Below are 22,504 nucleotides of genomic sequence, written 5' to 3' on the forward strand. Positions count from 1 at the left end.
TTTCGAATTCAATTTATCGCGCGATAAATTAGCACCATTTATACATTTAATGAAGTTGTTTAGTGGTGATACAACATTTAAATAAGTTCATTTTTTTATCTATAGTTTGATAGTTTTAAAATTGCAATCAGGAGAGTGTTACACATGGGGAAAGATATAAGAAACCATTCGAAATGGTTTGTTTTTACATTATGTTTTATTGTTTTGTTAGGACCGATGAACGCTGTGTTATTTAATGTAGCGCTAGAGGATATTGCCAATGATTTATCAATTAGTCAATCGAAAGTAAGCTGGGTTGTAGTAGGGTATTCCTTAGTTGTCGGTATTGGTTCGATAATATATGGAAAGCTGGCTGATCGTTACAGTGTAAAAAGACTATTAATTATTTCTATTATCATATTTGTAGCTGGTTCTATTGTTGGATTTGTGAATCAATCTTATGAAATTATCATTTTCGCAAGGTTAGTGCAGGCGAGCGGCGGAGCAGCGTTTATTGCGCTTAGTATGATTGCGGTGGCGAAATTAGTTGCTCCAGCTAAAAAACCAGGTGCGTTAGCAATGATTAGTTCTTCTATTGCATTAGCGGTTGGTATTGGACCTTTAGTAGGTGGGGCAATTACAAATACGTTAGGGTGGCCGTATTTATTTTTATTTATGGTTATTTCAATGATTGGTATTTTCTTACTCGTAAAATTTATGCCAGAAGAGGCGCGACATACAGATGAAGTGTTTCGCTTTGATTTCATTGGAGCAATTTTATTATTTGTATTGATTACGACCATTTTATTAGGAGTTAATATTAATAGTTGGCTTTTTGTGTTATCTGTTGTTTTTCTATTTTTATTTAAGGCTCATATGAAGAGAACGGAGTCGCCGTTTATTGATATTGAGTTATTTACAAATAAACCATTACTTCGTTTAATAGCGGTCGGATTTATCATTAATGTGGCGTTATGTGCTAGTTTATTATTATTACCATTACTGTTAGGAAGAGGACATGGATTGTCTCCATTCGTTATTGGAATTGTATTGTTTATTGCATCTCTCTTTGGTATTGTATCTAGTTTTATTACCGGAAAGATTATTCCTTCGTTTGGGAATGTGAAGATGATGTATGTAGCTTCTGTAGTTATGATCATTGGCTTTTTAATTTTAGGGATTATTCCGGACGGGAACTTACTCTTTATTTTATTTGCGGTTATTTTAACATTTATGAGTTATTCGGCAATTCAAGTATCATTAAACACATTTATCCCGAAAACATTAAATCCAGCTAAAGTTGGAGTCGGTCTTGGTTTATATAATTTAATTAACTTTTTCGGTATGGCATTTGGACCAGCTGTAGCGAGCAAAATTATGGAATCTACAAATAGTTATCGATTGAATTTTATTTTGATCGTCATTTTAATTGCTGCTCATTTCTTCTTATTAATGGGAATGTCTTCTTTTCAAAAAAAGATGGAGCAATGAATATGCACTTTATATAGAAGAAACCGACTTTCTTATAGAAGGTCGGTTATTTTTCTATCTTGCAAATTACGAAAAAAAGGAGCAAAATAAAAAAGGTCCTAGTCTATACATGGGAAAATGAAAATTTTCATACAGAAGCATTTGAAGTGAGCGAACTTAAAGTGTGTAAAATATAATGATAAACATAAAAGATGATGAATGAGAAAACGGGTGATGAAGTTGAATAGAGCAATCGGTGTTATCGATTCAGGAGTTGGCGGTTTAACAGTAGCGAAGGAATTAATTCGTCAGTTGCCGAAAGAGCGTATCATATATTTAGGAGATACAGCACGTTGTCCTTATGGTCCACGTTCTCGAGAAGAAGTACGTCAATTTACGTGGGAAATGACAGAGCATTTACTAGACTTAAATATTAAAATGTTAGTTATTGCGTGTAATACAGCAACTGCAGTTGTATTAGAAGAGATGCAAAAACAATTACCAATTCCAGTAGTAGGAGTTATTCACCCAGGATCACGTACAGCTTTAAAAGTGACAAACACGTATCACGTTGGGATTATTGGAACGATTGGAACGGTGAAAAGTGGTGCATACGAAGAGGCGTTAAAGTCTATTAATAACCGTGTTATGGTAGAAAGTTTAGCTTGTCCACCTTTCGTTGAACTTGTAGAGAGTGGGAATTTCGAAAGTGAAATGGCGTATGAAGTTGTAAGAGAAACGCTGCAACCACTGAAAAGTACCGATATTGATACACTTATATTAGGGTGTACACATTATCCGATTTTAGGACCTGTTATTAAAAAAGTAATGGGAGATAAAGTGCAACTAATTAGTTCTGGTGATGAAACAGCACGTGAAGTAAGTACAATCTTATATCATAGTAAAATGTTGAATGAAGGAGAAGAACAAAGCGATCATCTCTTCTTAACAACAGGAAAAATAGGCTTGTTTAAAGAAATTGCATCAAAATGGTTCGGTCAACCGATTGAAAATGTGAAGCATATTCATTTAGAAAAAGAATAATAGTAGAATTTATATAAGTGAGCTCCTGAGAAATCAGGAGTTTTTGTTTTATCTTGCTATTTGCTGGGGAGTAAGACCCCTACTGATTAAAGTTTCAATTTATAAGAGGCGCAGCTTGTTCTAAAACGTGAAACAGCTCGTATACATAATAGTACAAACTTAGATTTTAGGGGGGAATGGCATGCCTAAATCCACTTTTAAATGGGTTGTTGGTGCTACTGTGAGCGCTGTTTTACTAACAGGGTGTGGCTTTATAAATCAAGAGAAAGCAACTGAACAAATTGATCCGCCAAAACAAGTTACGTATACAGAGGGTGGGAAGAAAGAAGTAGCTAAAAAAGATAAGCAAGGGCAAATGGTAAACAGAGAACTATACCTTGTTGATAAAAATGGTTATGTTGTACCACAAACGTTAGCTATACCTACTCCGAAAGCAAATGAGACTGTGAAGCAAACGTTAGAATACCTTGTGAAAGATGGACCGGTAACGAATTTATTACCGAATGGGTTTCGTGCAGTCATTCCGGCGAATACAACGATGACTTTAGATTTGAAAAAGGACGGAACGGCAGTTATTGATTTCTCTAAAGAAATGAAAAACTATGCGAAAGAAGAAGAGCGTCAAATCGTTGAATCTATAGCTTGGACGTTGACGCAATTTACAGAGATAAAACAAGTGCAGTTCCAAATAAATGGTGAGAAATTGGCAAAGATGCCGGTTGGTGGTACACCGCTTGGTGAAGGAGTGAGCCGTGCAAATGGTATTAACTTCGATGATGAACAAGTAGCAGATGTAACAAATACAAAACCAGTCACACTGTATTTTATGGCGCAAAATAATAATAAACAGCAATACTACGTACCAGTCACACGCCGCGTTGCGGAAGGTAAAGAAAATGACTATGCAGCAATTATAGATGAACTTGTAAAAGGTCCGATCCATCAATCGCTCCTGAATGATTTTAATCCAGGCGTTAAGCTTATTACGAATCCGAAATTACAAGACGGAAATCTTACATTAAACTTTAATGAAAATATATTTGTAAACCCAGATAAAAATATGATCTCAAATTACGTATTGAAGTCGTTAGTTTTATCTTTAACAGAAAAGAAAGGTGTGAAAAATATTTCTATTGAAGTGAATGGAAAAGCAAATCTTATAGATGAAAAGGGCGGAAAGTTAATAAAACCTGTAGATCGTCCAGAAAACGTGAATACAGGTAGTTTTTAATCTTGAATAATTTGATATACTTAAGTAAGAAAGGAGAATTGCTTTTTGGGTTCTCCTTCTTTTATTGTATACATATCATACATTTAAATTTGGCTATACTAACGAGTAGTAATTAAGAGGAGGTTATTTTTATGCGAGTAGATGGTAGAGAGAAAACAGAATTACGCCATATACATATTCATACGAATTATTTAAAACATCCAGAGGGATCTGTATTAATTGAAGTTGGGGATACAAAGGTGATTTGCTCAGCAACAATTGAAGAGCGTGTACCACCGTTTATGCGTGGAGAAGGAAAAGGATGGGTAACAGCTGAATACGCGATGATTCCGCGTGCAACAGAACAACGTACGATTAGGGAGTCAAGCAAAGGGAAAGTAACAGGGCGTACAATGGAAATCCAGCGCTTAATTGGACGAGCATTACGTGCGGTAGTTGATTTAGAAGCGCTTGGCGAGAGAACAGTTTGGATTGACTGTGATGTCATCCAAGCAGATGGTGGAACGAGAACAGCTTCGATTACAGGTGCATACGTAGCGATGGTATTAGCGTTTGAGAAGTTATTACAAGCAGAAAAAGTATCTAAAATTCCAGTAAAAGATTATTTAGCAGCAACGTCAGTAGGAATTGTTGAAGAGCAAGGTGTTGTTTTAGATTTAAACTATGCAGAAGATTCTAAAGCAGACGTTGATATGAATGTAATTATGACTGGAAAAGGTCAGTTTGTTGAAGTGCAAGGAACTGGAGAAGAAGCGACGTTTAGTAGAGCGCAGTTAAATGAATTACTTGATGCAGCAGAACAAGGCATTTTCCAACTGATTGATATGCAAAAAGAAGCGTTAGGTGACATCGTATCTCATATAGAGTAGAGGTGGAAAGTATGAAACAAGTTGTTGTAGCGACAAAAAATATGGGGAAAGTACGTGAATTTGCTGAGTTATTTGAGCGATTTGATTTAGAAGTGAAATCATTACACGATTTTCCTCATATTGAAGAAGTTGAAGAAACTGGTGAAACATTTGAAGAAAATGCGATCTTAAAAGCGGATAGTTTGAGTAGACAGTTGAATGCAATTGTAATTGCGGATGATTCAGGTCTTATTGTAGATGCGTTAAACGGGAAACCAGGCGTGTATTCAGCTCGTTTTGCTGGAGAGCCAAAAGATGATCAAGCGAATATTGATAAAGTTTTACAAGAATTAAATGAAATACCGTTTGATAAGCGTAAAGCTCGCTTCTACTGTGCATTAGCAGTAGCTTTCCCTGAAGGTGATAAAAAGCCTGTCATTGTAAACGGGACATGTGAAGGATTTATTTTAGAACAACGCCGCGGAGAAAATGGCTTTGGATACGATCCGATCTTTTATGTGGAAGAATACAAAAAAGCAATGGCGGAATTAAGTTCAGATGAAAAAAATGCTATTAGTCACCGCGGACGTGCTCTTCGTAAGCTAGAAGAAAAAATCCCTGAATGGTTTTTAGGAGAATAAGGGAGAGAGATTGATGAAAGCTTTAATCGTAAGCGATAGTCATAGCTCTGTGAAGGAATTACAGCAGTTAAAAGAGAAGTATGAAGGGAAAGTAGATATCATGATTCATTGCGGTGATTCAGAGCTAACGCCTGCTCATGAAGAGCTGCAAGGTTTCCATGTTGTAAAAGGAAATTGTGATTATGCTAACTTTCAAGATGAAATTGTAACTGATGTAGATGGAATTCGCTTCTTAGTTGTACATGGGCATCGACATAATGTAAAAATGACATTACAAACGCTAGCGTACCATGCTGAAGAAGTGGGAGCGCAAGTTGCATGCTTCGGACATTCTCACGTATTAGGTGCGGAATTAATCGAGGGCGTTTTATTTATTAATCCAGGCAGTATTTTATTACCACGTCAGCGTGTAGAAAAGACATTTGCTTTATTAGAAATGGATGAAAATCAAATGGAAGTTCGTTTTGAAACGTTAGACGGACAACTAGTTGAACAGGCAGTTTTTAAAAGAGGATAAGAAAATTTATCCTCTTTTAAAAAAGGTGTTGACTTTATGTGTGGTTATACATATAATAAATATTGTCGATAGGGCAACGGCGCTAACGAAGAAAAGAAAATAACATATGCGGGTGTAGTTTAGTGGTAAAACAAGAGCCTTCCAAGCTCTGGTCGAGAGTTCGATTCTCTTCACCCGCTCCATGTCCCAGTAGCTCAGCCGGATAGAGCATACGCCTTCTAAGCGTACGGTCGGGAGTTCGAATCTCTCCTGGGACGCTAAAAAAACCTTGTTATCAAAAGATAACAAGGTTTTTTGTTTGTCTAAAATTTGATGTTTGGGTTATAAGTGTAGTTCATGCTTAATATTTGCGACCTTTCCTTTGATATTAAGCAGTTGCATATGTACTTTTTTTCCTTAAATAAAAAGAGCGCCATTTATGCGCCCTATTCATCTTATTTAATTTAAAGAATTAATAGGTTTATGATGGAACTCAAATCCATATCCAGATTCTCTTAATTGTTTACTTGCAATATTATAAAATTCTTTACCATTCTAGTACGGTTGAGCAGCAGTTATCGGAACTTATCCCCGGCAGTGTGTTACAATTAATAGAAGCGGAAAATGAGAATCTCCAATTGACTGGACCTGTGATTGGTTAGATGGTTTAAGAAGGTCGTATAAAAAAGGGAGATGGCGCAAAGATGGCGAGATCAAATGAGAATGATTTAACGGAGAAATTGGCAGAAGGCCACCGAAAATATGGTGATGGCAATTTTACAGTACAGAACATCGGTGATGAAACTAACCCGAATTGGACTGTCGTAAAAAATGTGAGGAAGGGATCGGCAGGCATTCGCGAAGGAGAAGATATATTAAGACTGCGATCAAAATATATAAAATAGTACGGAAATGGGCGGAGCGGGAGCTCGAATCTCTCCTGGGACGCTAAGAAAACCTTGTTATCTCTTGATAACAAGGTTTTTTGTGTATTTTAAATTAGTTGTTAATAAACTTCTCAAATACAAAACCATAATCTTTCACATTATATTGTTTCTTCGTATCAACAAGCCAGTTAAAGGCAATCTCGTTCATTTCTTTAAATTGCTCTGCTAAATTTACTTGTGCGTTTGAAATGCGGCTAAAGGCATTAGATGCCATATCTAAACTTTTATGTGCATATTGTAATGTAATATCGTTGTCGTATGAAATTTCTTCGATTTTAAGTAAAGCCTTATATAAATCTTTTAATTCTTCAATATGTTTTTTATGAACATCAATTGAGTAATGTTCATCGCCCATTTGAAACTTAATTTCTACATCTAAATCAATCGTTCCTGCAGTTTCGAGTGCTACGTTTTTAATTTGATATTTACTATAACGAAAGCGGCGTAGTGTACGTTTTTTACTTGTTGCGCTTGTACCGTCTAAGTGAATTAACCCTTTGTTTGTGAAGCAATATTCATCTGATTTCGATTTAATTAGAAAGTAAATTTTCTCTCCATCTTCATGCATTACATAATCATCGGCATCGACCTTATCATAGTCTTTAGGTGTAATAACAGAACCTACATCGCTTAGTCCTAATACATCTGCGGCCATTTTTTTAAACATATATAATCCCCCTTGTAAATTAAATTCTTAATTGTATAAAAATATATTAACATCATTTTCATCCTTTGTTTTCTTGTAATACGAAAATATCTGAAGGTAAGTTAAGAAAAGTAATGAATAATTATTTTGATCCTAAATTATTTAGTAAATCTATTAGTTTAAGATTGGATTCTCCAAAAAATAACCAAGAGAAAAAAGTTAATTTTGCAAGTGATTATAGAGAAATTCCGTGAAAGCACCTTAAGCTATGTGAGGTGTTTTTCTATCCTCTTTTGAAATCTTACAATTCTGTAAGGTAACTGTAAGGTAGTTCGATGGTAACAAATTGCTAATCTTTTATAATGAAGATAACAACGATAAAACGAGGAGGCAGAAATGATGAAAGGATTAGTTGTAACGGGCTTAACGGTTGCTTTTGGATTTGTAGCATATGAGAAATTAACGTATGTAGTTGATGTTGTGAAACATTTGATTGCTTAGAGAAAACAGCCATGAGAGGGAAAGGGAATGAGTGAATGAATGGAATGGTTATTTGGAATTATAGGTACTTGTAGTGTAGTGTTATTGTTCTTTGTCCCAAGTGGTATACTTAGTTCGACAACAAGTTTGTTCTTCTTAAGTTTGTTTGCTTGTACGATGCTTATTATTATGTTTTTAATGAAGCGAAGTAAACCAATCTTCTATTTTAGCATGATTGTTATGGCAATTATTGTTCTCCAAATTATTACCCTTGTAATATACCCCACAATTATAAAAGCTTTCCATTAATGATGAATCCTCTGCGCTTGTTGCTGGGGATTTTTATTTGTACAATTTTAATTTTTAGTAGAGATTTATTCGTATTGGAATGTAAAAATTAAATATTTTTATATTTCAAACAAATAGTTTTGGGATGTTGTGTTCTCATTACGCATTTGATATATTTACTTTGAACATAATTAAAATCAAGAAAAAGAGGCGGACGTATGGATAAAAAAGAAAATACGGTCGTATTGTTTCCACAACTATCAGAGCGCTATATTGATGAAGGTTTTTTAGCGCTGAAAGAGCGGAAGTTCGAAGATGCATTGCGCTGCTTTGAAATATTACGTCAGTATAATGCGGAAACGGAACAAACGGAATTAGCTTCAGTTATTTGTTTACTCGAATTAAAACGTATGGAAGAAGCGAAAGACAAATGTGAACAGTTGCTTAAAACAGGAGTTGTCTTATTTGGTGATATTCTTGAAACGTACGTGACTATTTTAGTTCAAACAAATGATTATGAAGGTGTTATTGAAACTGTTGAAAAGGTTTTACAAACGAAAGATATAATGCCTGATCAAAAGGAAAAATTAGCGCAACTTGCTTTATTTGCAGAAGGTATGCTCAATGAGGGAGACGCATCGCTAGTGGATTCAAATTTTGAGTTGGATGAGTTTACTAATGAAATTTTTGGAGAAAACTTTGGACAGAAGCTAAGAGCGATTCAGCGACTTTCGTTAAAAGACTTAGATCTTGCATTACCTGTTTTAAAGAAATTTTTAATAGAAGAAGAGCAACACCCCTATTTGAAAACTTCTATTTTGTATAAAATGATAGAAAGTCAGGTAGAAGAGGAAATAGAGGTAGAAAAGTTTGGGAATACGATTAAGGTAATTCCAGCATTTACAGGTCATAATGAGGAGCAATCCAATAACATTATACATAAATTATCAAGTCGATTAGAGCAAAATTATCCCGATATATTTGAAGCAATGGTTACATATTGGAAAGAATTGCAAATTAGTGTTTTCCCATTTGCTCTATTAATGGATAAAGAAGAGATTTGGTCAGCTGTTTTAGAGAGAATTGGAAGAAAGCGTTTCGGATTGGCTATTGATGAAGAAGAGCTTATGGCAGCATACAATATCGAATTGGAAGAGTTTCATATTGCCTATCAATGGTTATTACGTGTTGAAAGAGAAGGATATTTGCCCGTATAATTATGAAAAAGAATCGTTCAGTTCTTGAAACGAGCATATTCTATGTTATAATGTAAGGGTTGCAAAAGGCAGAAAACTGCCTGTTTGTAAGAGAAGAGAAGTGTAATTCTCTTACTTAATATGTTTCATATTATTCTCGAACAAAATATACCGTAGTTGTCTTCTGGGCAATTAGTAGATTGGAACATTATATCTGAAAGCTTTTGCTAGAGGATTATTTGTGTATTTGTTATTTCAAAAAAGAGATAATGAAGATCTTAATCTATAGAGGTATGTGCATACATTATTATAGTTGGAGGGAAAGAATAAATGTCTACAAAATGGGAAAAATTAGAAGGTAACGTTGGCGTTTTAACAATCGAAGTTGATGCTAAAGAAGTAAACAACTCTATCGACGCTGCGTTCAAAAAAGTAGTAAAAACAATTAACGTACCAGGTTTCCGTAAAGGAAAAATGCCTCGTCCATTATTCGAACAACGCTTTGGTATTGAATCTTTATACCAAGATGCTTTAGATATCATTTTACCAAAAGCATACGGTGAAGCGATTGAAGAAGCTGGTATCTTCCCAGTTGATCATCCTGAAATCGACATCGAGAAGTTCGAAAAAAATGCTAACCTTATCTTCACTGCAAAAGTTACAGTGAAACCTGAAGTTAAATTAGGTGAGTACAAAGGTTTAGCAGTAGAAAAAGTTGAAACAACTGTAACTGACGAAGATGTAGAGAACGAATTAAAATCTTTACAAGAACGTCAAGCTGAACTAGTTGTTAAAGAAGAAGGAACTGTTGAAAACGGTGATACAGCTGTAATCGACTTCGAAGGTTTCGTTGATGGCGAAGCATTTGAAGGCGGAAAAGGCGAAAACTACTCTCTAGCAATCGGTTCTGGTACATTCATCCCAGGTTTCGAAGAGCAAGTAATCGGTCTTAAATCTGGTGAGTCTAAAGACGTTGAAGTATCATTCCCAGAAGAGTACCATGCTGCTGAATTAGCTGGCAAACCAGCAACATTCAAAGTAACAATTCACGAAATCAAAACAAAAGAACTTCCTGAGTTAAACGACGAGTTCGCTAAAGAAGCAGACGAAGCGGTTGCAACTCTTGATGAATTAAAAGCAAAACTTCGCACAAACTTAGAAGAAGGCAAAAAGCACGAAGCTGAGCACAAAGTACGTGACGAAGTAGTAGAATTAGCTGCTGCTAACGCTGAAATCGAAATTCCAGAAGCTATGATCAACACTGAGTTAGATCGTATGGTTCGTGAATTCGAGCAACGTTTAAGCCAACAAGGTATGAACCTTGAGCTTTACTACCAATTCACAGGTACTGATGCTGACAAATTAAAAGAGCAAATGAAAGAAGATGCACAAAAACGTGTAAGAATCAATCTTGTTCTTGAAGCTATCATTGAAGCTGAAAACATCGAAGTTACTGAAGAAGAAGTAACTGCAGAAGTTGAAAAAATGGCTGAAATGTACGGTATGCCAGTAGACGCTATCAAGCAAGCTCTTGGAAGCGTAGACGCTTTAGCTGAAGATCTTAAAGTGCGTAAAGCTGTAGACTTCTTAGTAGAAAACGCTGCATAATAAAATAACAAGGCACGATTAAAATCGTGCCTTGTTTTATAAATATAGAAATATATTTATAAAACTTTTCGATGGAGAAGGAAAAGTTCCTTTACAAGTCGAATATACATATTTCAAAAGTTTTAAAAATTTTTTATTTGTACATAACTAGTCATATTATTTGTATTTCTCGCCACGTAGTGACATAATATGTATTTACATACGATACATTTATCGTGTACATACGAAGGCAAGAGGTTAGCACTTTGTAAGGGGTGTGAAAATATGTTTAAATTTAATGATGAAAAAGGGCAATTAAAATGTTCTTTCTGTGGTAAAACACAAACGCAAGTTCGAAAGTTAGTGGCAGGTCCAGGTGTTTACATTTGTGACGAGTGTATCGAACTTTGTACTGAAATTGTACAAGAGGAGCTTGCGAAGGACGAAGAAGTAGAATTCAAAGATGTACCGAAACCGGTAGAAATTCGTGAAATCTTAGATGAGTATGTCATCGGGCAAGATAGCGCGAAAAAAGCACTAGCGGTAGCGGTATATAACCATTACAAACGCATTAATTCTAACAGCAAAATTGATGATGTAGAATTAGCGAAGAGTAATATCGCACTTATCGGGCCAACAGGTAGTGGTAAAACATTACTGGCACAAACTTTAGCGCGTATTTTAAATGTTCCATTTGCAATCGCGGACGCAACATCTTTAACAGAAGCTGGATATGTTGGGGAAGATGTAGAAAATATCTTACTAAAATTAATTCAAGCAGCTGATTATGATGTAGAGAAAGCGGAAAAAGGAATCATTTATATTGATGAGATTGATAAAGTGGCACGTAAGTCCGAAAATCCATCAATTACACGTGATGTATCTGGTGAAGGTGTGCAGCAGGCACTTCTGAAAATTTTAGAAGGTACTGTAGCAAGCGTTCCACCTCAAGGTGGTCGTAAGCATCCGCACCAAGAGTTTATTCAAATTGATACAACGAACATCTTATTCATTTGTGGTGGAGCGTTTGATGGCATTGAGCCGATTATTAAACGTCGCCTTGGTGAAAAAGTAATTGGATTTGGTTCTGAGAAGAAAAATGCTGATGTGAATGAGAAGCATGTTTTATCTCACGTATTACCAGAGGATCTTTTAAGATTTGGTTTAATTCCAGAGTTTATCGGTCGTCTTCCAGTTATTGCGAACCTAGAGCCACTTGATGAAGATGCTCTTGTTGATATTTTAACGAAACCGAAAAATGCACTTGTTAAGCAATTCCAAAAATTATTGGAGCTTGACGATGTTGAGTTAGAGTTTGAAGAAGGTGCACTAATCGAAATTGCGAAAAAAGCAATTGAACGTAAAACGGGTGCTCGTGGACTTCGTTCTATTATTGAAGGCTTAATGCTTGATGTAATGTTCGAACTTCCATCTCGTAAAGATATCGAGAAGTGTATTCTTACAAAAGAAACAGTAGCTGATAATGAGCCGCCAAAATTGGTGTTACAAGACGGTACTGTACTTGATACAAAAACATCTGCATAATGCGAAAGGGAAACAGCAATTTTTATAATTGCTGTTTTTCTTTATGTTTAGCTACGTTCCTCCGCGGAAATACTAAGAGATAAAATATTGCGGGAGGAAATAAATAATGAGCTGGACAAATATATTTTTAGTTGTTCAACTTGTTTTTGGTGTAATTGTCGGATTGTATTTCTGGCATTTACTTCGAAATCAACGAACACAAAAAGTTTCAATTGATCGAGAATCGAAAAAAGAATTAGAACAGCTTCGTAAAATGCGTGAGATTTCTTTAACAGAGCCGCTAGCAGAAAAGGTGCGTCCTACAACCTTTTTAGATATTGTAGGGCAAGAGGACGGAATTAAGTCGTTAAAAGCGGCTCTTTGTGGTCCGAATCCGCAACATGTAATCATATATGGCCCGCCAGGTGTTGGGAAAACAGCGGCAGCACGTCTTGTATTAGAAGAAGCGAAACGAAATCCTAAATCTCCATTTCGTACGAATGCAACATTTATTGAACTTGATGCGACAACAGCTCGGTTTGATGAACGTGGTATCGCAGACCCTTTAATAGGTTCGGTGCATGATCCGATTTATCAAGGTGCTGGGGCGATGGGGCAAGCAGGTATTCCGCAACCGAAAAAAGGTGCTGTAACAGATGCACATGGTGGTATTTTGTTTATTGATGAGATTGGCGAGCTCCATCCGATTCAAATGAACAAAATGTTAAAGGTGTTAGAAGATCGAAAAGTATTTTTAGAAAGTGCGTACTATAGTGAAGAAAATACGATGATCCCAACATATATACATGATATTTTCCAAAAAGGCTTACCGGCAGATTTTCGCTTAGTTGGAGCAACGACACGTTCGCCAGAGGAAATTCCTCCTGCTATTCGGTCACGTTGCTTAGAAGTATTTTTCCGTGAATTAGATACGGAAGAAATTCAAAAAGTAGCGAAAAATGCCGCGGAAAAAGTGGAAATGCAAATAGGTGAAAATGGTATTGAAATGATCGGGATGTATGCAAGGAATGGACGAGAAGCGATTAATCTCGTGCAAATCTCTGCTGGTATGGCGATAAATGAAGAACGTTCTTTCATTAAGGATGAAGATATAGAGTGGGTTGTTCACTCAAGTCAGCTTACACCGAAATATGAAAAGCGCATTTATCCGATTCCAAGGATTGGTCTTGTAAATGGTCTTGCTGTATACGGACCAAATACAGGTGCGTTATTAGAAATTGAAGTAACAGCAATCAAGGCGAAAGATAAAGGATCGGTAAATGTTACCGGAATTGTGGAAGAAGAAAGTATTGGTAGTCAAACGAAATCGATTCGTCGTAAAAGTATGGCGAAAGGCTCTGTTGATAATGTATTAACAGTACTTCGTTCTTTAGATGTGTTGCCAGAAGGATATGATATACATATTAATTTTCCAGGTGGTATCCCGATTGATGGCCCTTCTGCAGGAATCGCTATGGCAACAGGTGTATATTCTGCGGTGCACCGCACGTATGTAAATAATGAAGTAGCGATGACAGGGGAAATAAGTATACACGGAGAAGTAAAACCTATTGGTGGCGTGTACGCAAAAATAAAAGCTGCGAAAAAAGCGGGAGCTAAGAAAGTCATTATTCCTGCTGAAAATATGCAACCATTTTTGTATACGATCAAGGGAATTGAAATTATTCCTGTCCGTAAGTTAAAAGAAGTATTTGAGTTAACGTTTATGCAAGAAAATATGCATAGAGAGCTAGATGTACATACTAAGGTAGACGAAACTGATGCACAATCTATGTGAAAATAAACAATAATAAAATTTGCCAGACTTCGTTTAAGTTTGTATGCTTAATCGGAGTCTTTTTTCTTTTCGTGAGGTAGAAAAACAAGCTATTTACAATTGCGCGGAATCTCAGCAATTGCATCTAGGTGTATTGTAATATAAAATAGTTGAACAGGAGTTTAATTTATTATGGAGGTGCTATGTCTAGTATGAATACGAACGAAAGAATCGTGCCCCTCCTACCATTAAGAGGCGTTCTCGTATATCCAACGATGGTTTTGCATCTTGATGTAGGACGTGATAAATCGATACAAGCACTAGAGCAGGCGGCAATGGATGAAAATATCATCTTTTTAGCAATGCAAAAAGAAATGAATATCGATGATCCGAAAGAAGATGACATATATAGTGTAGGTACGGTGGCGAAAGTGAAGCAAATGTTAAAATTGCCGAACGGTACGCTTCGTGTCCTTGTGGAAGGTTTACATAGAGCAGAAGTAATAGAGTTTATCGAAGAAGAAAATGTAGTACAAGTGTCGATTAAAACGGTAACTGAAGAAGTAGAAGATGATTTAGAAGAGAAAGCTCTTATGCGTACGTTACTGGAGCATTTCGAACAATATATTAAAGTTTCGAAAAAAGTTTCAAATGAAACATTTGCAACGGTAGCTGATGTGGAAGAACCAGGGAGATTAGCTGATCTAATTGCTTCTCACTTGCCGATTAAAACGAAGCAGAAACAAGAGATTCTAGAGATTGTATCTGTAAAAGAACGATTACAAACACTTATTTCAATTATTCAAGATGAACAAGAGTTACTTAGCCTAGAAAAGAAAATTGGGCAAAAAGTGAAACGTTCCATGGAGCGCACGCAAAAAGAATATTTCTTACGTGAGCAAATGAAGGCGATTCAAACTGAACTTGGCGACAAAGAAGGCAAGGGCGGAGAAGTAGAAGAACTTCGTGAGAAAATTGAACAGTCAGGAATGCCGGAAGAAACAATGAAGGCTGCGCTGAAAGAATTAGATCGTTATGAAAAGTTACCAGCAAGTTCTGCGGAGAGTGGTGTTATTCGCAATTATATTGATTGGTTATTAGCGCTTCCGTGGACAGAGGCAACAGAAGATATAATTGATCTTGCTCATTCGGAAGAGATTTTAAATAACGATCATTACGGTCTTGAAAAAGTGAAAGAGCGTGTACTTGAATATTTAGCTGTACAGAAGTTAACGAATTCATTAAAAGGACCTATCCTTTGTTTAGTAGGCCCTCCTGGGGTCGGCAAAACTTCGTTAGCGCGTTCAATTGCAACATCATTGAATCGTAACTTCGTCCGTGTATCTCTTGGTGGTGTGCGTGATGAATCTGAAATTCGTGGTCACCGCCGTACATATGTTGGAGCAATGCCAGGACGCATTATTCAAGGTATGAAAAAGGCGAAAACAGTTAATCCAGTCTTCTTATTAGATGAGATTGATAAAATGTCTAACGATTTCCGTGGAGATCCATCAGCGGCATTACTTGAAGTATTAGATCCAGAACAAAACCATAACTTCAGTGATCATTACATTGAAGAACCATATGATCTATCAAAAGTTATGTTTGTAGCAACTGCTAATACACTTTCAAGTATTCCAGGTCCATTACTTGACCGTATGGAAATCATTTCGATTGCTGGCTATACAGAACTTGAAAAAGTACACATTGCTCGTGAGCATTTATTGCCGAAACAATTAAAAGAACATGGCTTACGAAAAGGTAATTTACAAGTGCGTGATGAAGCGCTGCTTGAGATTATTCGTTATTATACACGTGAGGCTGGTGTTCGTACGCTAGAGCGCCAAATTGCAAAAGTTTGCCGTAAAGTAGCGAAGATTATCGTTACAGCAGAACGTAAACGTATCGTTGTGACAGAGAAAAAGATTGTTGATTTACTTGGTAAACACATATTCCGTTATGGGCAAGCTGAAAAAACAGACCAAGTTGGTATGGCAACAGGTCTAGCTTACACAGCAGCAGGCGGCGATACACTTGCCATTGAAGTTTCTGTAGCGCCAGGAAAAGGGAAACTAATTTTAACAGGGAAACTTGGGGATGTTATGAAAGAATCAGCACAAGCTGCGTTTAGTTATATACGTTCTCGTGCAGAAGAGCTTCAGATCGATCCGAATTTCCATGAGAAAAATGATATTCATATTCACGTTCCAGAAGGAGCAGTTCCAAAAGACGGACCGTCAGCAGGTATTACGATGGCAACGGCACTTATTTCTGCGCTAACAGGTATTCCTGTAAGTAAAGAAGTCGGTATGACAGGTGAAATTACACTTCGTGGTCGTGTATTACCAATTGGTGGTTTAAAAGAAAAAACATTAAGTGCTCACCGCGCAGGCTTAACAAAAATTATTTTGCCAGCAGAAAACGAGAAAGATTTAGATGATATTCCAGAGAGCGTAAAAGAAAACCTTACGTTTGTGCTTGCATCTCATTTAGATGAAGTATTGGAGCACGCATTAGTAGGAGTGAAACAATGAAAGTAACAAAAGCAGATATTGTAATTAGTGCTGTTAAACCAGAACAATATCCAGACAGTGATTTACCAGAAATTGCATTAGCAGGTCGTTCAAATGTGGGGAAGTCTTCCTTTATTAATAAAATTTTAAATCGTAAAAAGTTAGTACGTATTTCTTCTAAACCAGGAAAAACGCAAACGCTGAACTTTTTCTTAATCAATGAGATGATGCACTTTGTTGACGTTCCAGGTTATGGATATGCGAAAGTATCTAAATCGGAGCGCGCTGCATGGGGGAAAATGATTGAAACGTACTTTACAACGCGTGAACAATTAGACGCAGCTGTATTAGTAGTTGATTTACGTCACCAACCAACAAGTGATGACGTGATGATGTATGATTTCTTAAAGCATTATGAAATCCCAACAATTATTATTGCGACGAAAGCCGATAAAATTCCGAAAGGGAAATGGCAAAAGCATTTAAAAGTTGTAAAAGAAACGCTTGCTGTTGAAATTGGCGATGAAATTGTTCTATTCTCTTCTGAAACAGGACTTGGAAAAGAAGAAGCGTGGAAAGCAATTCATAAATTTACAAAAACAAAAAACGCGTGACGAATGTCGCGCGTTTTTGTTTTGCTAAATTTTTTAGCGTACGTTTAATGTAACTTCAATATTTCCTCGTGTTGCTTTCGAGTAAGGACATACACCGTGAGCCGCTTCTACAAGTTCTTGTGCTTCGCTATGTGAAACGCCAGCCACATGTACATCAAGTACAGCAGATAGGCCGAAACCACCATCTGTATCTTTTCCGATAGAAACGTGAGCAGTTACTTCTGTACTTTCTACTTTCACACGTTTTGTACGAATGACAAGTTGTAATGCACTATCGAAACAAGCTGCATAACCAGCTGCAAATAGTTGTTCTGGATTTGTTGCTTCTCCGCCTGCACCACCTAGTGCTTTCGGCATTTTTACATCAAGATTTAATATGCCATCATCTGAAACTACTTTCCCATTTCTTCCACCTGTTGCTGTTACTGAAGCAGTATATAATTTATCCATATTTATTCCCCTTTTCCATCATTAATTGTTTTCATTGTGTCAATCAGTTTATTTAGTTGAATTAATAAAGAGCGATATTCTTGCTCTGTAATTCCTAAGTTTGTAGCCATCGTTGTCGGTAATGAACAAGCCTTTTCCTTTAAATCTTTGCCCTGTTCTGTTAATTCAATACAAACTTTTCGCTCGTCTTCTTTGGAACGAACACGTTTTACAAGTTTTAATGATTCCATACGTTTTAACATAGGTGTTAACGTACCAGAATCTAAAAATAGACGTTCTCCAATTTCTTTTACTGTTAGTCCATCTTGCTCCCATAGTACGAGTAAAGTAATGTACTGGGGATACGTAATACCCATTTCTTCTAAATAAGGTCGATAAAAACGAGTAACCTCTCTAGAGCAGGCGTAAATAGAAAAACAAAGTTGGTTATCTAGATGCAAAGAGTCTTCTGTCATAAATAACTCCCTTCTAATTAAGTTGTGCACAATTTAATTTTGTAAAACTAATATAACGAAAAAGAAATGCAATGTCAAATACATTGTATTGAGAAAGTCTTTGTTACATTTTGGAACAATCATACATATTTTCCTTCATGATGAAAGAAGATAGGGAAGATGATGTTATAATTTATATGGAATAGTTTCCATCACTTGATTATGAGGGCTTTTTTTGGTAACGTACAAATAGAGTTATTAATTTATAATCATTATAAAGTAGAAATTTTTTTATTAGTGTTACTGAATCTCCTTTATTACATACGGAGAATAATTAAAAAATAATCGGTTGTTCACACGATTGTCAGATTCATAAGAGGAAAGTTGTATTATGATAGTAGATAAAGTGATAAAACGGGTGAAGGGGGACATGCTGCGTGCATATTCTTGTTGTTAGTGTAAATTATCGAACAGCCCCTGTAGAATTTCGTGAGAAACTCACATTTCAGGCAGCAGAACTAGAGCGAGCGATGACTACATTACAAAATCAAAAGAGCGTGTTAGAGAATGTCATTGTGTCAACTTGTAATCGCACTGAGATTTATGCTGTTGTCGATCAATTACACACGGGACGGTATTATATTAAGAAGTTTTTAGCTGATTGGTTTCAGCTTGAAATAGAAGAAGTCGCGCCATATTTAACTATTTTTGAACAAGATGGCGCAATAGATCATTTATTTCGCGTAACGTGCGGTTTAGATTCAATGGTAGTCGGAGAAACGCAGATTTTAGGTCAAATAAAAGATAGCTTTTTAGAAGCGCAACAAGTTAAAGCAACAGGCACAATTTTTAATGAATTGTTTAAGCAAGTCATTACATTAGCAAAACGTGCCCACTCAGAAACAACAATCGGGGAAAGTGCAATGTCTGTTAGTTATGCTGCTGTTGAGCTTGGAAAGAAAATATTTGGCGAGTTAACAGATTGTCATGTGCTTATTCTTGGTGCTGGTAAAATGGGCGAACTTGCACTACAAAACTTATATGGAAGTGGTGCTCGTAAAGTAACAGTTATGAATAGGACGCTTTCGAAAGCAGAAGTAATGGCTGAGAAATATATGGGACATGCAAAATCGTTAAGTGAATTACAATGTGCATTATTAGAAGCAGATATTTTAATTAGTTCAACTGGTGCATCTGAGTATGTCATTACGAAAGAGATGATGACAAAGGTGGAGAAAATGCGCTCTGGTCGTCCATTATTTATGGTTGACATTGCAGTGCCGCGTGATATTGATCCAGCGATTGATGAGCTAGAAGGTTCTTTCTTGTATGATATTGATGATTTACAAGGAGTAGTGGAGGCAAACCGTGCTGAGCGTTTGAAAGAGGCAGAGAAAATTCAATTTATGATTGAGGAGGAAATTGTTCTATTTAAAACGTGGTTAAGTACACTTGGTGTTGTTCCATTAATATCAGCTCTTCGTGATAAGGCACTTGCAATCCAAAGTGAAACGATGGTAAGCCTAGAGCGAAAAATACCAAACCTTAGTGATCGTGAGAAAAAAGTTATTAGTAAGCATACGAAAAGTATTATTAATCAATTATTAAAAGACCCAATTTTAGTAGCGAAAGAAATAGCTGCTGAAGAGGGAGCGAGCGAAAAATTAGCGTTATTTGCAAAGATTTTTGATTTAGAAACGGAAGAAGTAGAGAGTCGTGCGGAAGAAGTAGAACATAAAAGAGTGTGGACACCATCCGTTCCATCTTTATAATTTGGAAGGATGATCGGATGAGTTTTTTAAATAACAGTATTATTTATCATATTGCAATTATTTTATATGCTTGTAGCATTAGTTTATATTTTATAGATTATTTCCAAAGTAACCGAAAGGCGAACCGATTTGCTTTTTGGTTACTTGCGATTGTATGGGTCCTGCAGTCTATTTTTATGTTGCTTAGAGCTACAGATTCAGAAACGAATCCTATTTTAACTTTATTATCAGGGATTTATTTTTATGTTTGGTTATTGATTACGATGTCGTTAGTTATTAATCGATTTATGAGAATTGACTTTTTAGTCTTTTTTACAAATGTTGTAGCATTTGGCGTAAGCGCTTTTTCTATTTTTACACCGCTCGGAAAGATGTCGCCAGTACTTGCGGAACAATTAGTTTCAGAACTTGTATACGTGCATGTCGGTATGGCAATTATTTCTTACGCAACGTTTACTGTATCGTTCATTTTTTCTATTATGTATTTATTGCAATATCGCCTATTAAAAAAGAAAAAATGGAATGCGAGATTAAGAAGGTTAGGGAATTTACCGAAGCTAGAATCTATGTCTTACGGATTAAATTTATTTTCTGTTCCATTTTTCTTACTAGCAATTTTATTAGGATGTATATGGGGATATACAAAATTGGATAATTTCCATTGGTATGATACGAAAGTAATCGGATCTTTTGTCGTGCTATTTGTGTATTGCACAGGTTTATATTTACGAGCGGCAGATGTGTTGCAAGGTAAGAAAATTGTACAGTGGAATATCGGATCGTTTCTCGTAATGCTAGTAAACATTTTTCTATTAAGCAGTTTGTCCAATTTCCACTTTTGGTATTTATAATGAGGAGAGAGAATTATGCGCAAAATTATTGTAGGATCACGAAAGAGTAAACTAGCATTAACGCAAACAAACTGGTTTATTGATCAGTTAAAAGCCCTAGGTCTACCATATGAATTTGAAGTGAAAGAAATTGTCACAAAAGGTGATGTTATTTTAGATGTTACTCTTTCAAAAGTAGGCGGAAAAGGCTTGTTCGTTAAAGAAATTGAGCATGCGTTACTTACGAAAGAAATCGATATGGCTGTACATAGTATGAAAGATATGCCAGCCGTACTTCCAGAAGGTTTAATGATTGGCTGTACACCAAAGCGTGTTGACCCTCGTGATGCTTTTATCTCAAAAAATGGAGCATCGTTTAAAGAGTTAGCGGAAGGTGCTATTTTAGGTACGAGTAGTTTAAGACGTAGTGCACAGCTACTCGCTGCGAGACCAGATTTACAAGTGAAGTGGATTCGCGGGAATATCGATACACGTTTACGTAAATTAAAAGAAGAAGATTACGATGCGATTATTTTAGCGACAGCTGGATTACAAAGAATGGGCTGGGATAATGATGTTATTACAGAACATTTAGATGATACGTTATGTGTACCTGCTGTAGGACAAGGTGCATTAGCGATTGAGTGTCGTGAGGATGATAAGGATTTATTGCAGTTGTTAGCGCATATTAATGATACGATAACAGAAAGAACAGTGGCAGCGGAGCGAGTATTTCTTCATAAACTTGAAGGTGGATGCCAAGTTCCAATTGCTGGATATGCAACCCTTACAGAAAACGATGCAATCGAATTAACAGCTCTTGTCGGCTCTATGGATGGCTCTGTTTTATTAAAAGAGACAGTAGTGGGTACTAATCCTGAGGAAGTAGGGTTAGAGGCCGCGGACCGTTTAATTAAACAAGGCGCCAAAGAACTCATTCTTGCTGCAAATAAGGAGCAACAATAAATATGAACGCTCTCGCTGGAAAAACGGTATTGATTACACGTGCCCAGCATCAAGCGAAACAAATGAGTGTAGCAGTGAAAGAAAAGAGCGGAATTCCATTGGAAATTCCGCTTTTGCGTATGGAAGGTATGTCTCATAGGCAAATTCAACATATTGAAGAGCAGCTACATTCATACGACTGGGTTATTTTTACGAGCAGAAATGGTGTAGCTTTTTTTCTAGATAGTTTAAAAAAGAAACTACCGCTAACCATTAGAATCGCTGCGGTAGGTGTGAAAACAAAATTAGAGTTAGAAAAAAGGGGCTATCAAGTTCATTTTGTTCCGACTTCATTTGTTGCAGAAGCATTTGCAGAAGAGTTTCTAAAAGAATTAAGTGGAAACGAACGTATTTTATTTCCGAAAGGGAATTTAGCAAGAGAGGTAATTCCGGTTGCACTTCGGGAAATTGGTGTTTCTCTAGATGAGCTAATCGTATACGGTACGAAAGTGAATATAGAAAAAAAGCAAGAACTTATAGCAGCATTGAAGTTAGGGAAAGTAGACATTATTACATTTACGAGCCCTTCAACTGTTACTAGTTTTGTTCGTTTACTTGAGGGTACAAACTGGAGAGAATGGACAAAAAAATGTACAATTGCTTGTATAGGACCTATTACGGAAAAAGAGGCAAGTCTTTATTTTCCGTCTGTTATTGTGCCGAAAGAGTACACTGTAGAAGCATTACTACAATATGTTTGTGAATCTATAAAATGAAAGAATGGGGATAGAA

At 36.3% G+C, this 22,504-nt stretch carries 21 protein-coding genes, 2 tRNA genes and 1 pseudogene; 20 read left to right on the forward strand and 4 right to left on the reverse strand.

All coding sequences use genetic code 11. The features are described 5' to 3' along the window. Positions 1-144: 144 nt before the first annotated feature. The 8 genes from ACTFRM_RS15155 to ACTFRM_RS15190 all read left to right on the forward strand — a co-directional run bounded on the left by ACTFRM_RS15155 (position 145) and on the right by ACTFRM_RS15190 (position 5,987). Positions 145-1,470, forward strand: a complete 1,326-nt coding sequence (locus ACTFRM_RS15155) for an MFS transporter (RefSeq protein ID WP_000513856.1) — start codon at positions 145-147, stop codon at positions 1,468-1,470. Between the two features lie 213 nt (positions 1,471-1,683). Continuing rightward, a complete protein-coding gene (gene racE, locus ACTFRM_RS15160) occupies positions 1,684-2,493 on the forward strand; it encodes a glutamate racemase (protein WP_000774005.1) in 810 nt (269 codons plus the stop codon). 181 nt (positions 2,494-2,674) lie between these two features. After that, positions 2,675-3,724 (forward strand): spore germination protein GerM, encoded by a 1,050-nt coding sequence (gene gerM, locus ACTFRM_RS15165; protein WP_001126746.1) that lies wholly within the window; start codon positions 2,675-2,677, stop codon positions 3,722-3,724. A 131-nt stretch (positions 3,725-3,855) separates the two neighbouring features. Beyond that, positions 3,856-4,593 carry a ribonuclease PH gene (gene rph / locus ACTFRM_RS15170; protein WP_001261765.1) on the forward strand — a complete coding sequence of 246 codons (738 nt, stop codon included), beginning with the start codon at positions 3,856-3,858 and terminating at the stop codon, positions 4,591-4,593. An 11-nt stretch (positions 4,594-4,604) separates the two neighbouring features. Then, positions 4,605-5,213: an XTP/dITP diphosphatase gene (locus tag ACTFRM_RS15175; RefSeq protein WP_000815939.1), complete on the forward strand. Its 609-nt coding sequence runs from the start codon at positions 4,605-4,607 to the stop codon at positions 5,211-5,213. Positions 5,214-5,226: 13 nt separating this feature from the next. Beyond that, positions 5,227-5,730, forward strand: coding sequence for a metallophosphoesterase (locus tag ACTFRM_RS15180; protein WP_000645488.1), 504 nt, complete (start codon positions 5,227-5,229; stop codon positions 5,728-5,730). A 108-nt stretch (positions 5,731-5,838) separates the two neighbouring features. Continuing rightward, positions 5,839-5,912 (forward strand) — tRNA-Gly (locus ACTFRM_RS15185). A gap of 1 nt (position 5,913) precedes the next feature. Then, a tRNA-Arg gene (locus ACTFRM_RS15190) sits at positions 5,914-5,987 on the forward strand. 181 nt (positions 5,988-6,168) lie between these two features. On the opposite strand, the pseudogene ACTFRM_RS15195 reads toward ACTFRM_RS15190, so the two are convergent. Further along, positions 6,169-6,261, reverse strand: a pseudogene (locus tag ACTFRM_RS15195) (DUF6572 domain-containing protein); the annotation flags it as partial. Between the two features lie 152 nt (positions 6,262-6,413). Here ACTFRM_RS15195 and ACTFRM_RS15200 point away from each other — a divergent pair. Next, entirely contained in the window at positions 6,414-6,614 is a 201-nt protein-coding gene (locus tag ACTFRM_RS15200; protein WP_000124460.1) for a hypothetical protein, read from the forward strand. Positions 6,615-6,708: 94 nt separating this feature from the next. On the opposite strand, the gene ACTFRM_RS15205 is transcribed toward ACTFRM_RS15200, so the two are convergent. Beyond that, the gene (locus ACTFRM_RS15205) at positions 6,709-7,323 is read right to left on the reverse strand and encodes a PH domain-containing protein (protein WP_000473863.1); all 615 of its coding nucleotides are present in this window, start codon (positions 7,321-7,323) and stop codon (positions 6,709-6,711) included. 519 nt (positions 7,324-7,842) lie between these two features. On the opposite strand from ACTFRM_RS15205, the gene ACTFRM_RS15210 reads away from it, so the two are divergent. The 7 genes from ACTFRM_RS15210 (at position 7,843) to ysxC (ending at position 17,281) form a co-directional block, all read left to right on the forward strand. Continuing rightward, complete coding sequence (locus tag ACTFRM_RS15210; RefSeq protein WP_001983650.1) at positions 7,843-8,091, forward strand: hypothetical protein; 249 nt, start codon at positions 7,843-7,845, stop codon at positions 8,089-8,091. A gap of 197 nt (positions 8,092-8,288) precedes the next feature. After that, positions 8,289-9,287, forward strand: coding sequence for a hypothetical protein (locus ACTFRM_RS15215; protein WP_000358277.1), 999 nt, complete (start codon positions 8,289-8,291; stop codon positions 9,285-9,287). Positions 9,288-9,596: 309 nt separating this feature from the next. Then, positions 9,597-10,874 carry a trigger factor gene (tig, locus tag ACTFRM_RS15220; RefSeq protein ID WP_000105215.1) on the forward strand — a complete coding sequence of 426 codons (1,278 nt, stop codon included), beginning with the start codon at positions 9,597-9,599 and terminating at the stop codon, positions 10,872-10,874. A 264-nt stretch (positions 10,875-11,138) separates the two neighbouring features. After that, positions 11,139-12,398, forward strand: a complete 1,260-nt coding sequence (gene clpX, locus ACTFRM_RS15225) for an ATP-dependent protease ATP-binding subunit ClpX (RefSeq protein WP_000472289.1) — start codon at positions 11,139-11,141, stop codon at positions 12,396-12,398. A gap of 106 nt (positions 12,399-12,504) precedes the next feature. Next, positions 12,505-14,175 carry an ATP-dependent protease LonB gene (lonB, locus tag ACTFRM_RS15230; RefSeq protein ID WP_000119176.1) on the forward strand — a complete coding sequence of 557 codons (1,671 nt, stop codon included), beginning with the start codon at positions 12,505-12,507 and terminating at the stop codon, positions 14,173-14,175. A 182-nt stretch (positions 14,176-14,357) separates the two neighbouring features. Further along, positions 14,358-16,688 carry an endopeptidase La gene (gene lon, locus ACTFRM_RS15235; RefSeq protein ID WP_000097289.1) on the forward strand — a complete coding sequence of 777 codons (2,331 nt, stop codon included), beginning with the start codon at positions 14,358-14,360 and terminating at the stop codon, positions 16,686-16,688. After that, complete coding sequence (ysxC, locus tag ACTFRM_RS15240; RefSeq protein WP_000869116.1) at positions 16,685-17,281, forward strand: ribosome biogenesis GTP-binding protein YsxC; 597 nt, start codon at positions 16,685-16,687, stop codon at positions 17,279-17,281. Before lon ends, ysxC begins: the two co-directional genes overlap by 4 nt. Before the next feature lie 33 nt (positions 17,282-17,314). On the opposite strand, the gene ACTFRM_RS15245 is transcribed toward ysxC, so the two are convergent. Together ACTFRM_RS15245 and ACTFRM_RS15250 are read right to left on the reverse strand one after the other, a co-directional pair. Further along, a complete protein-coding gene (locus tag ACTFRM_RS15245; RefSeq protein WP_000359781.1) occupies positions 17,315-17,731 on the reverse strand; it encodes an organic hydroperoxide resistance protein in 417 nt (138 codons plus the stop codon). A gap of 2 nt (positions 17,732-17,733) precedes the next feature. Further along, a complete protein-coding gene (locus tag ACTFRM_RS15250; RefSeq protein WP_000133916.1) occupies positions 17,734-18,186 on the reverse strand; it encodes a MarR family winged helix-turn-helix transcriptional regulator in 453 nt (150 codons plus the stop codon). 416 nt (positions 18,187-18,602) lie between these two features. On the opposite strand from ACTFRM_RS15250, the gene hemA reads away from it, so the two are divergent. From hemA to hemD, 4 genes are read left to right on the forward strand one after another with little or no spacing between them, the layout of a single operon-like run. After that, positions 18,603-19,937: a glutamyl-tRNA reductase gene (gene hemA, locus ACTFRM_RS15255; protein WP_000547868.1), complete on the forward strand. Its 1,335-nt coding sequence runs from the start codon at positions 18,603-18,605 to the stop codon at positions 19,935-19,937. Positions 19,938-19,954: 17 nt separating this feature from the next. Further along, positions 19,955-20,788 carry a cytochrome c biogenesis protein gene (locus ACTFRM_RS15260; protein WP_000008991.1) on the forward strand — a complete coding sequence of 278 codons (834 nt, stop codon included), beginning with the start codon at positions 19,955-19,957 and terminating at the stop codon, positions 20,786-20,788. 15 nt (positions 20,789-20,803) lie between these two features. After that, positions 20,804-21,733 carry a hydroxymethylbilane synthase gene (gene hemC / locus ACTFRM_RS15265; RefSeq protein WP_001226407.1) on the forward strand — a complete coding sequence of 310 codons (930 nt, stop codon included), beginning with the start codon at positions 20,804-20,806 and terminating at the stop codon, positions 21,731-21,733. Between the two features lie 2 nt (positions 21,734-21,735). Then, positions 21,736-22,488, forward strand: a complete 753-nt coding sequence (gene hemD, locus ACTFRM_RS15270; RefSeq protein WP_000992353.1) for a uroporphyrinogen-III synthase — start codon at positions 21,736-21,738, stop codon at positions 22,486-22,488. Positions 22,489-22,504: the final 16 nt, after the last annotated feature.

This window comes from Bacillus cereus group sp. MYBK227-1 (assembly GCF_051916325.1).
GTDB lineage: Bacteria > Bacillota > Bacilli > Bacillales > Bacillaceae_G > Bacillus_A > Bacillus_A cereus.

Bases quoted from the DNA above. Each gene is read 5' to 3' on its own strand.
- ACTFRM_RS15180 (WP_000645488.1), top strand. From the start codon at position 5,227: ATGAAAGCTTTAATCGTAAGCGATAGTCATAGCTCTGTGAAGGAATTA.
- rph (WP_001261765.1), top strand. From the start codon at position 3,856: ATGCGAGTAGATGGTAGAGAGAAAACAGAATTACGCCATATACATATT.
- ACTFRM_RS15250 (WP_000133916.1), bottom strand. From the start codon at position 18,186: ATGACAGAAGACTCTTTGCATCTAGATAACCAACTTTGTTTTTCTATT.
- racE (WP_000774005.1), top strand. From the start codon at position 1,684: ATGAAGTTGAATAGAGCAATCGGTGTTATCGATTCAGGAGTTGGCGGT.
- lon (WP_000097289.1), top strand. From the start codon at position 14,358: ATGTCTAGTATGAATACGAACGAAAGAATCGTGCCCCTCCTACCATTA.
- ysxC (WP_000869116.1), top strand. From the start codon at position 16,685: ATGAAAGTAACAAAAGCAGATATTGTAATTAGTGCTGTTAAACCAGAA.
- lonB (WP_000119176.1), top strand. From the start codon at position 12,505: ATGAGCTGGACAAATATATTTTTAGTTGTTCAACTTGTTTTTGGTGTA.
- ACTFRM_RS15155 (WP_000513856.1), top strand. From the start codon at position 145: ATGGGGAAAGATATAAGAAACCATTCGAAATGGTTTGTTTTTACATTA.
- hemD (WP_000992353.1), top strand. From the start codon at position 21,736: ATGAACGCTCTCGCTGGAAAAACGGTATTGATTACACGTGCCCAGCAT.
- ACTFRM_RS15200 (WP_000124460.1), top strand. From the start codon at position 6,414: ATGGCGAGATCAAATGAGAATGATTTAACGGAGAAATTGGCAGAAGGC.
- ACTFRM_RS15205 (WP_000473863.1), bottom strand. From the start codon at position 7,323: ATGTTTAAAAAAATGGCCGCAGATGTATTAGGACTAAGCGATGTAGGT.
- tig (WP_000105215.1), top strand. From the start codon at position 9,597: ATGTCTACAAAATGGGAAAAATTAGAAGGTAACGTTGGCGTTTTAACA.
- ACTFRM_RS15210 (WP_001983650.1), top strand. From the start codon at position 7,843: ATGGAATGGTTATTTGGAATTATAGGTACTTGTAGTGTAGTGTTATTG.
- ACTFRM_RS15175 (WP_000815939.1), top strand. From the start codon at position 4,605: ATGAAACAAGTTGTTGTAGCGACAAAAAATATGGGGAAAGTACGTGAA.
- ACTFRM_RS15215 (WP_000358277.1), top strand. From the start codon at position 8,289: ATGGATAAAAAAGAAAATACGGTCGTATTGTTTCCACAACTATCAGAG.
- gerM (WP_001126746.1), top strand. From the start codon at position 2,675: ATGCCTAAATCCACTTTTAAATGGGTTGTTGGTGCTACTGTGAGCGCT.
- hemC (WP_001226407.1), top strand. From the start codon at position 20,804: ATGCGCAAAATTATTGTAGGATCACGAAAGAGTAAACTAGCATTAACG.
- ACTFRM_RS15260 (WP_000008991.1), top strand. From the start codon at position 19,955: ATGAGTTTTTTAAATAACAGTATTATTTATCATATTGCAATTATTTTA.
- clpX (WP_000472289.1), top strand. From the start codon at position 11,139: ATGTTTAAATTTAATGATGAAAAAGGGCAATTAAAATGTTCTTTCTGT.
- ACTFRM_RS15245 (WP_000359781.1), bottom strand. From the start codon at position 17,731: ATGGATAAATTATATACTGCTTCAGTAACAGCAACAGGTGGAAGAAAT.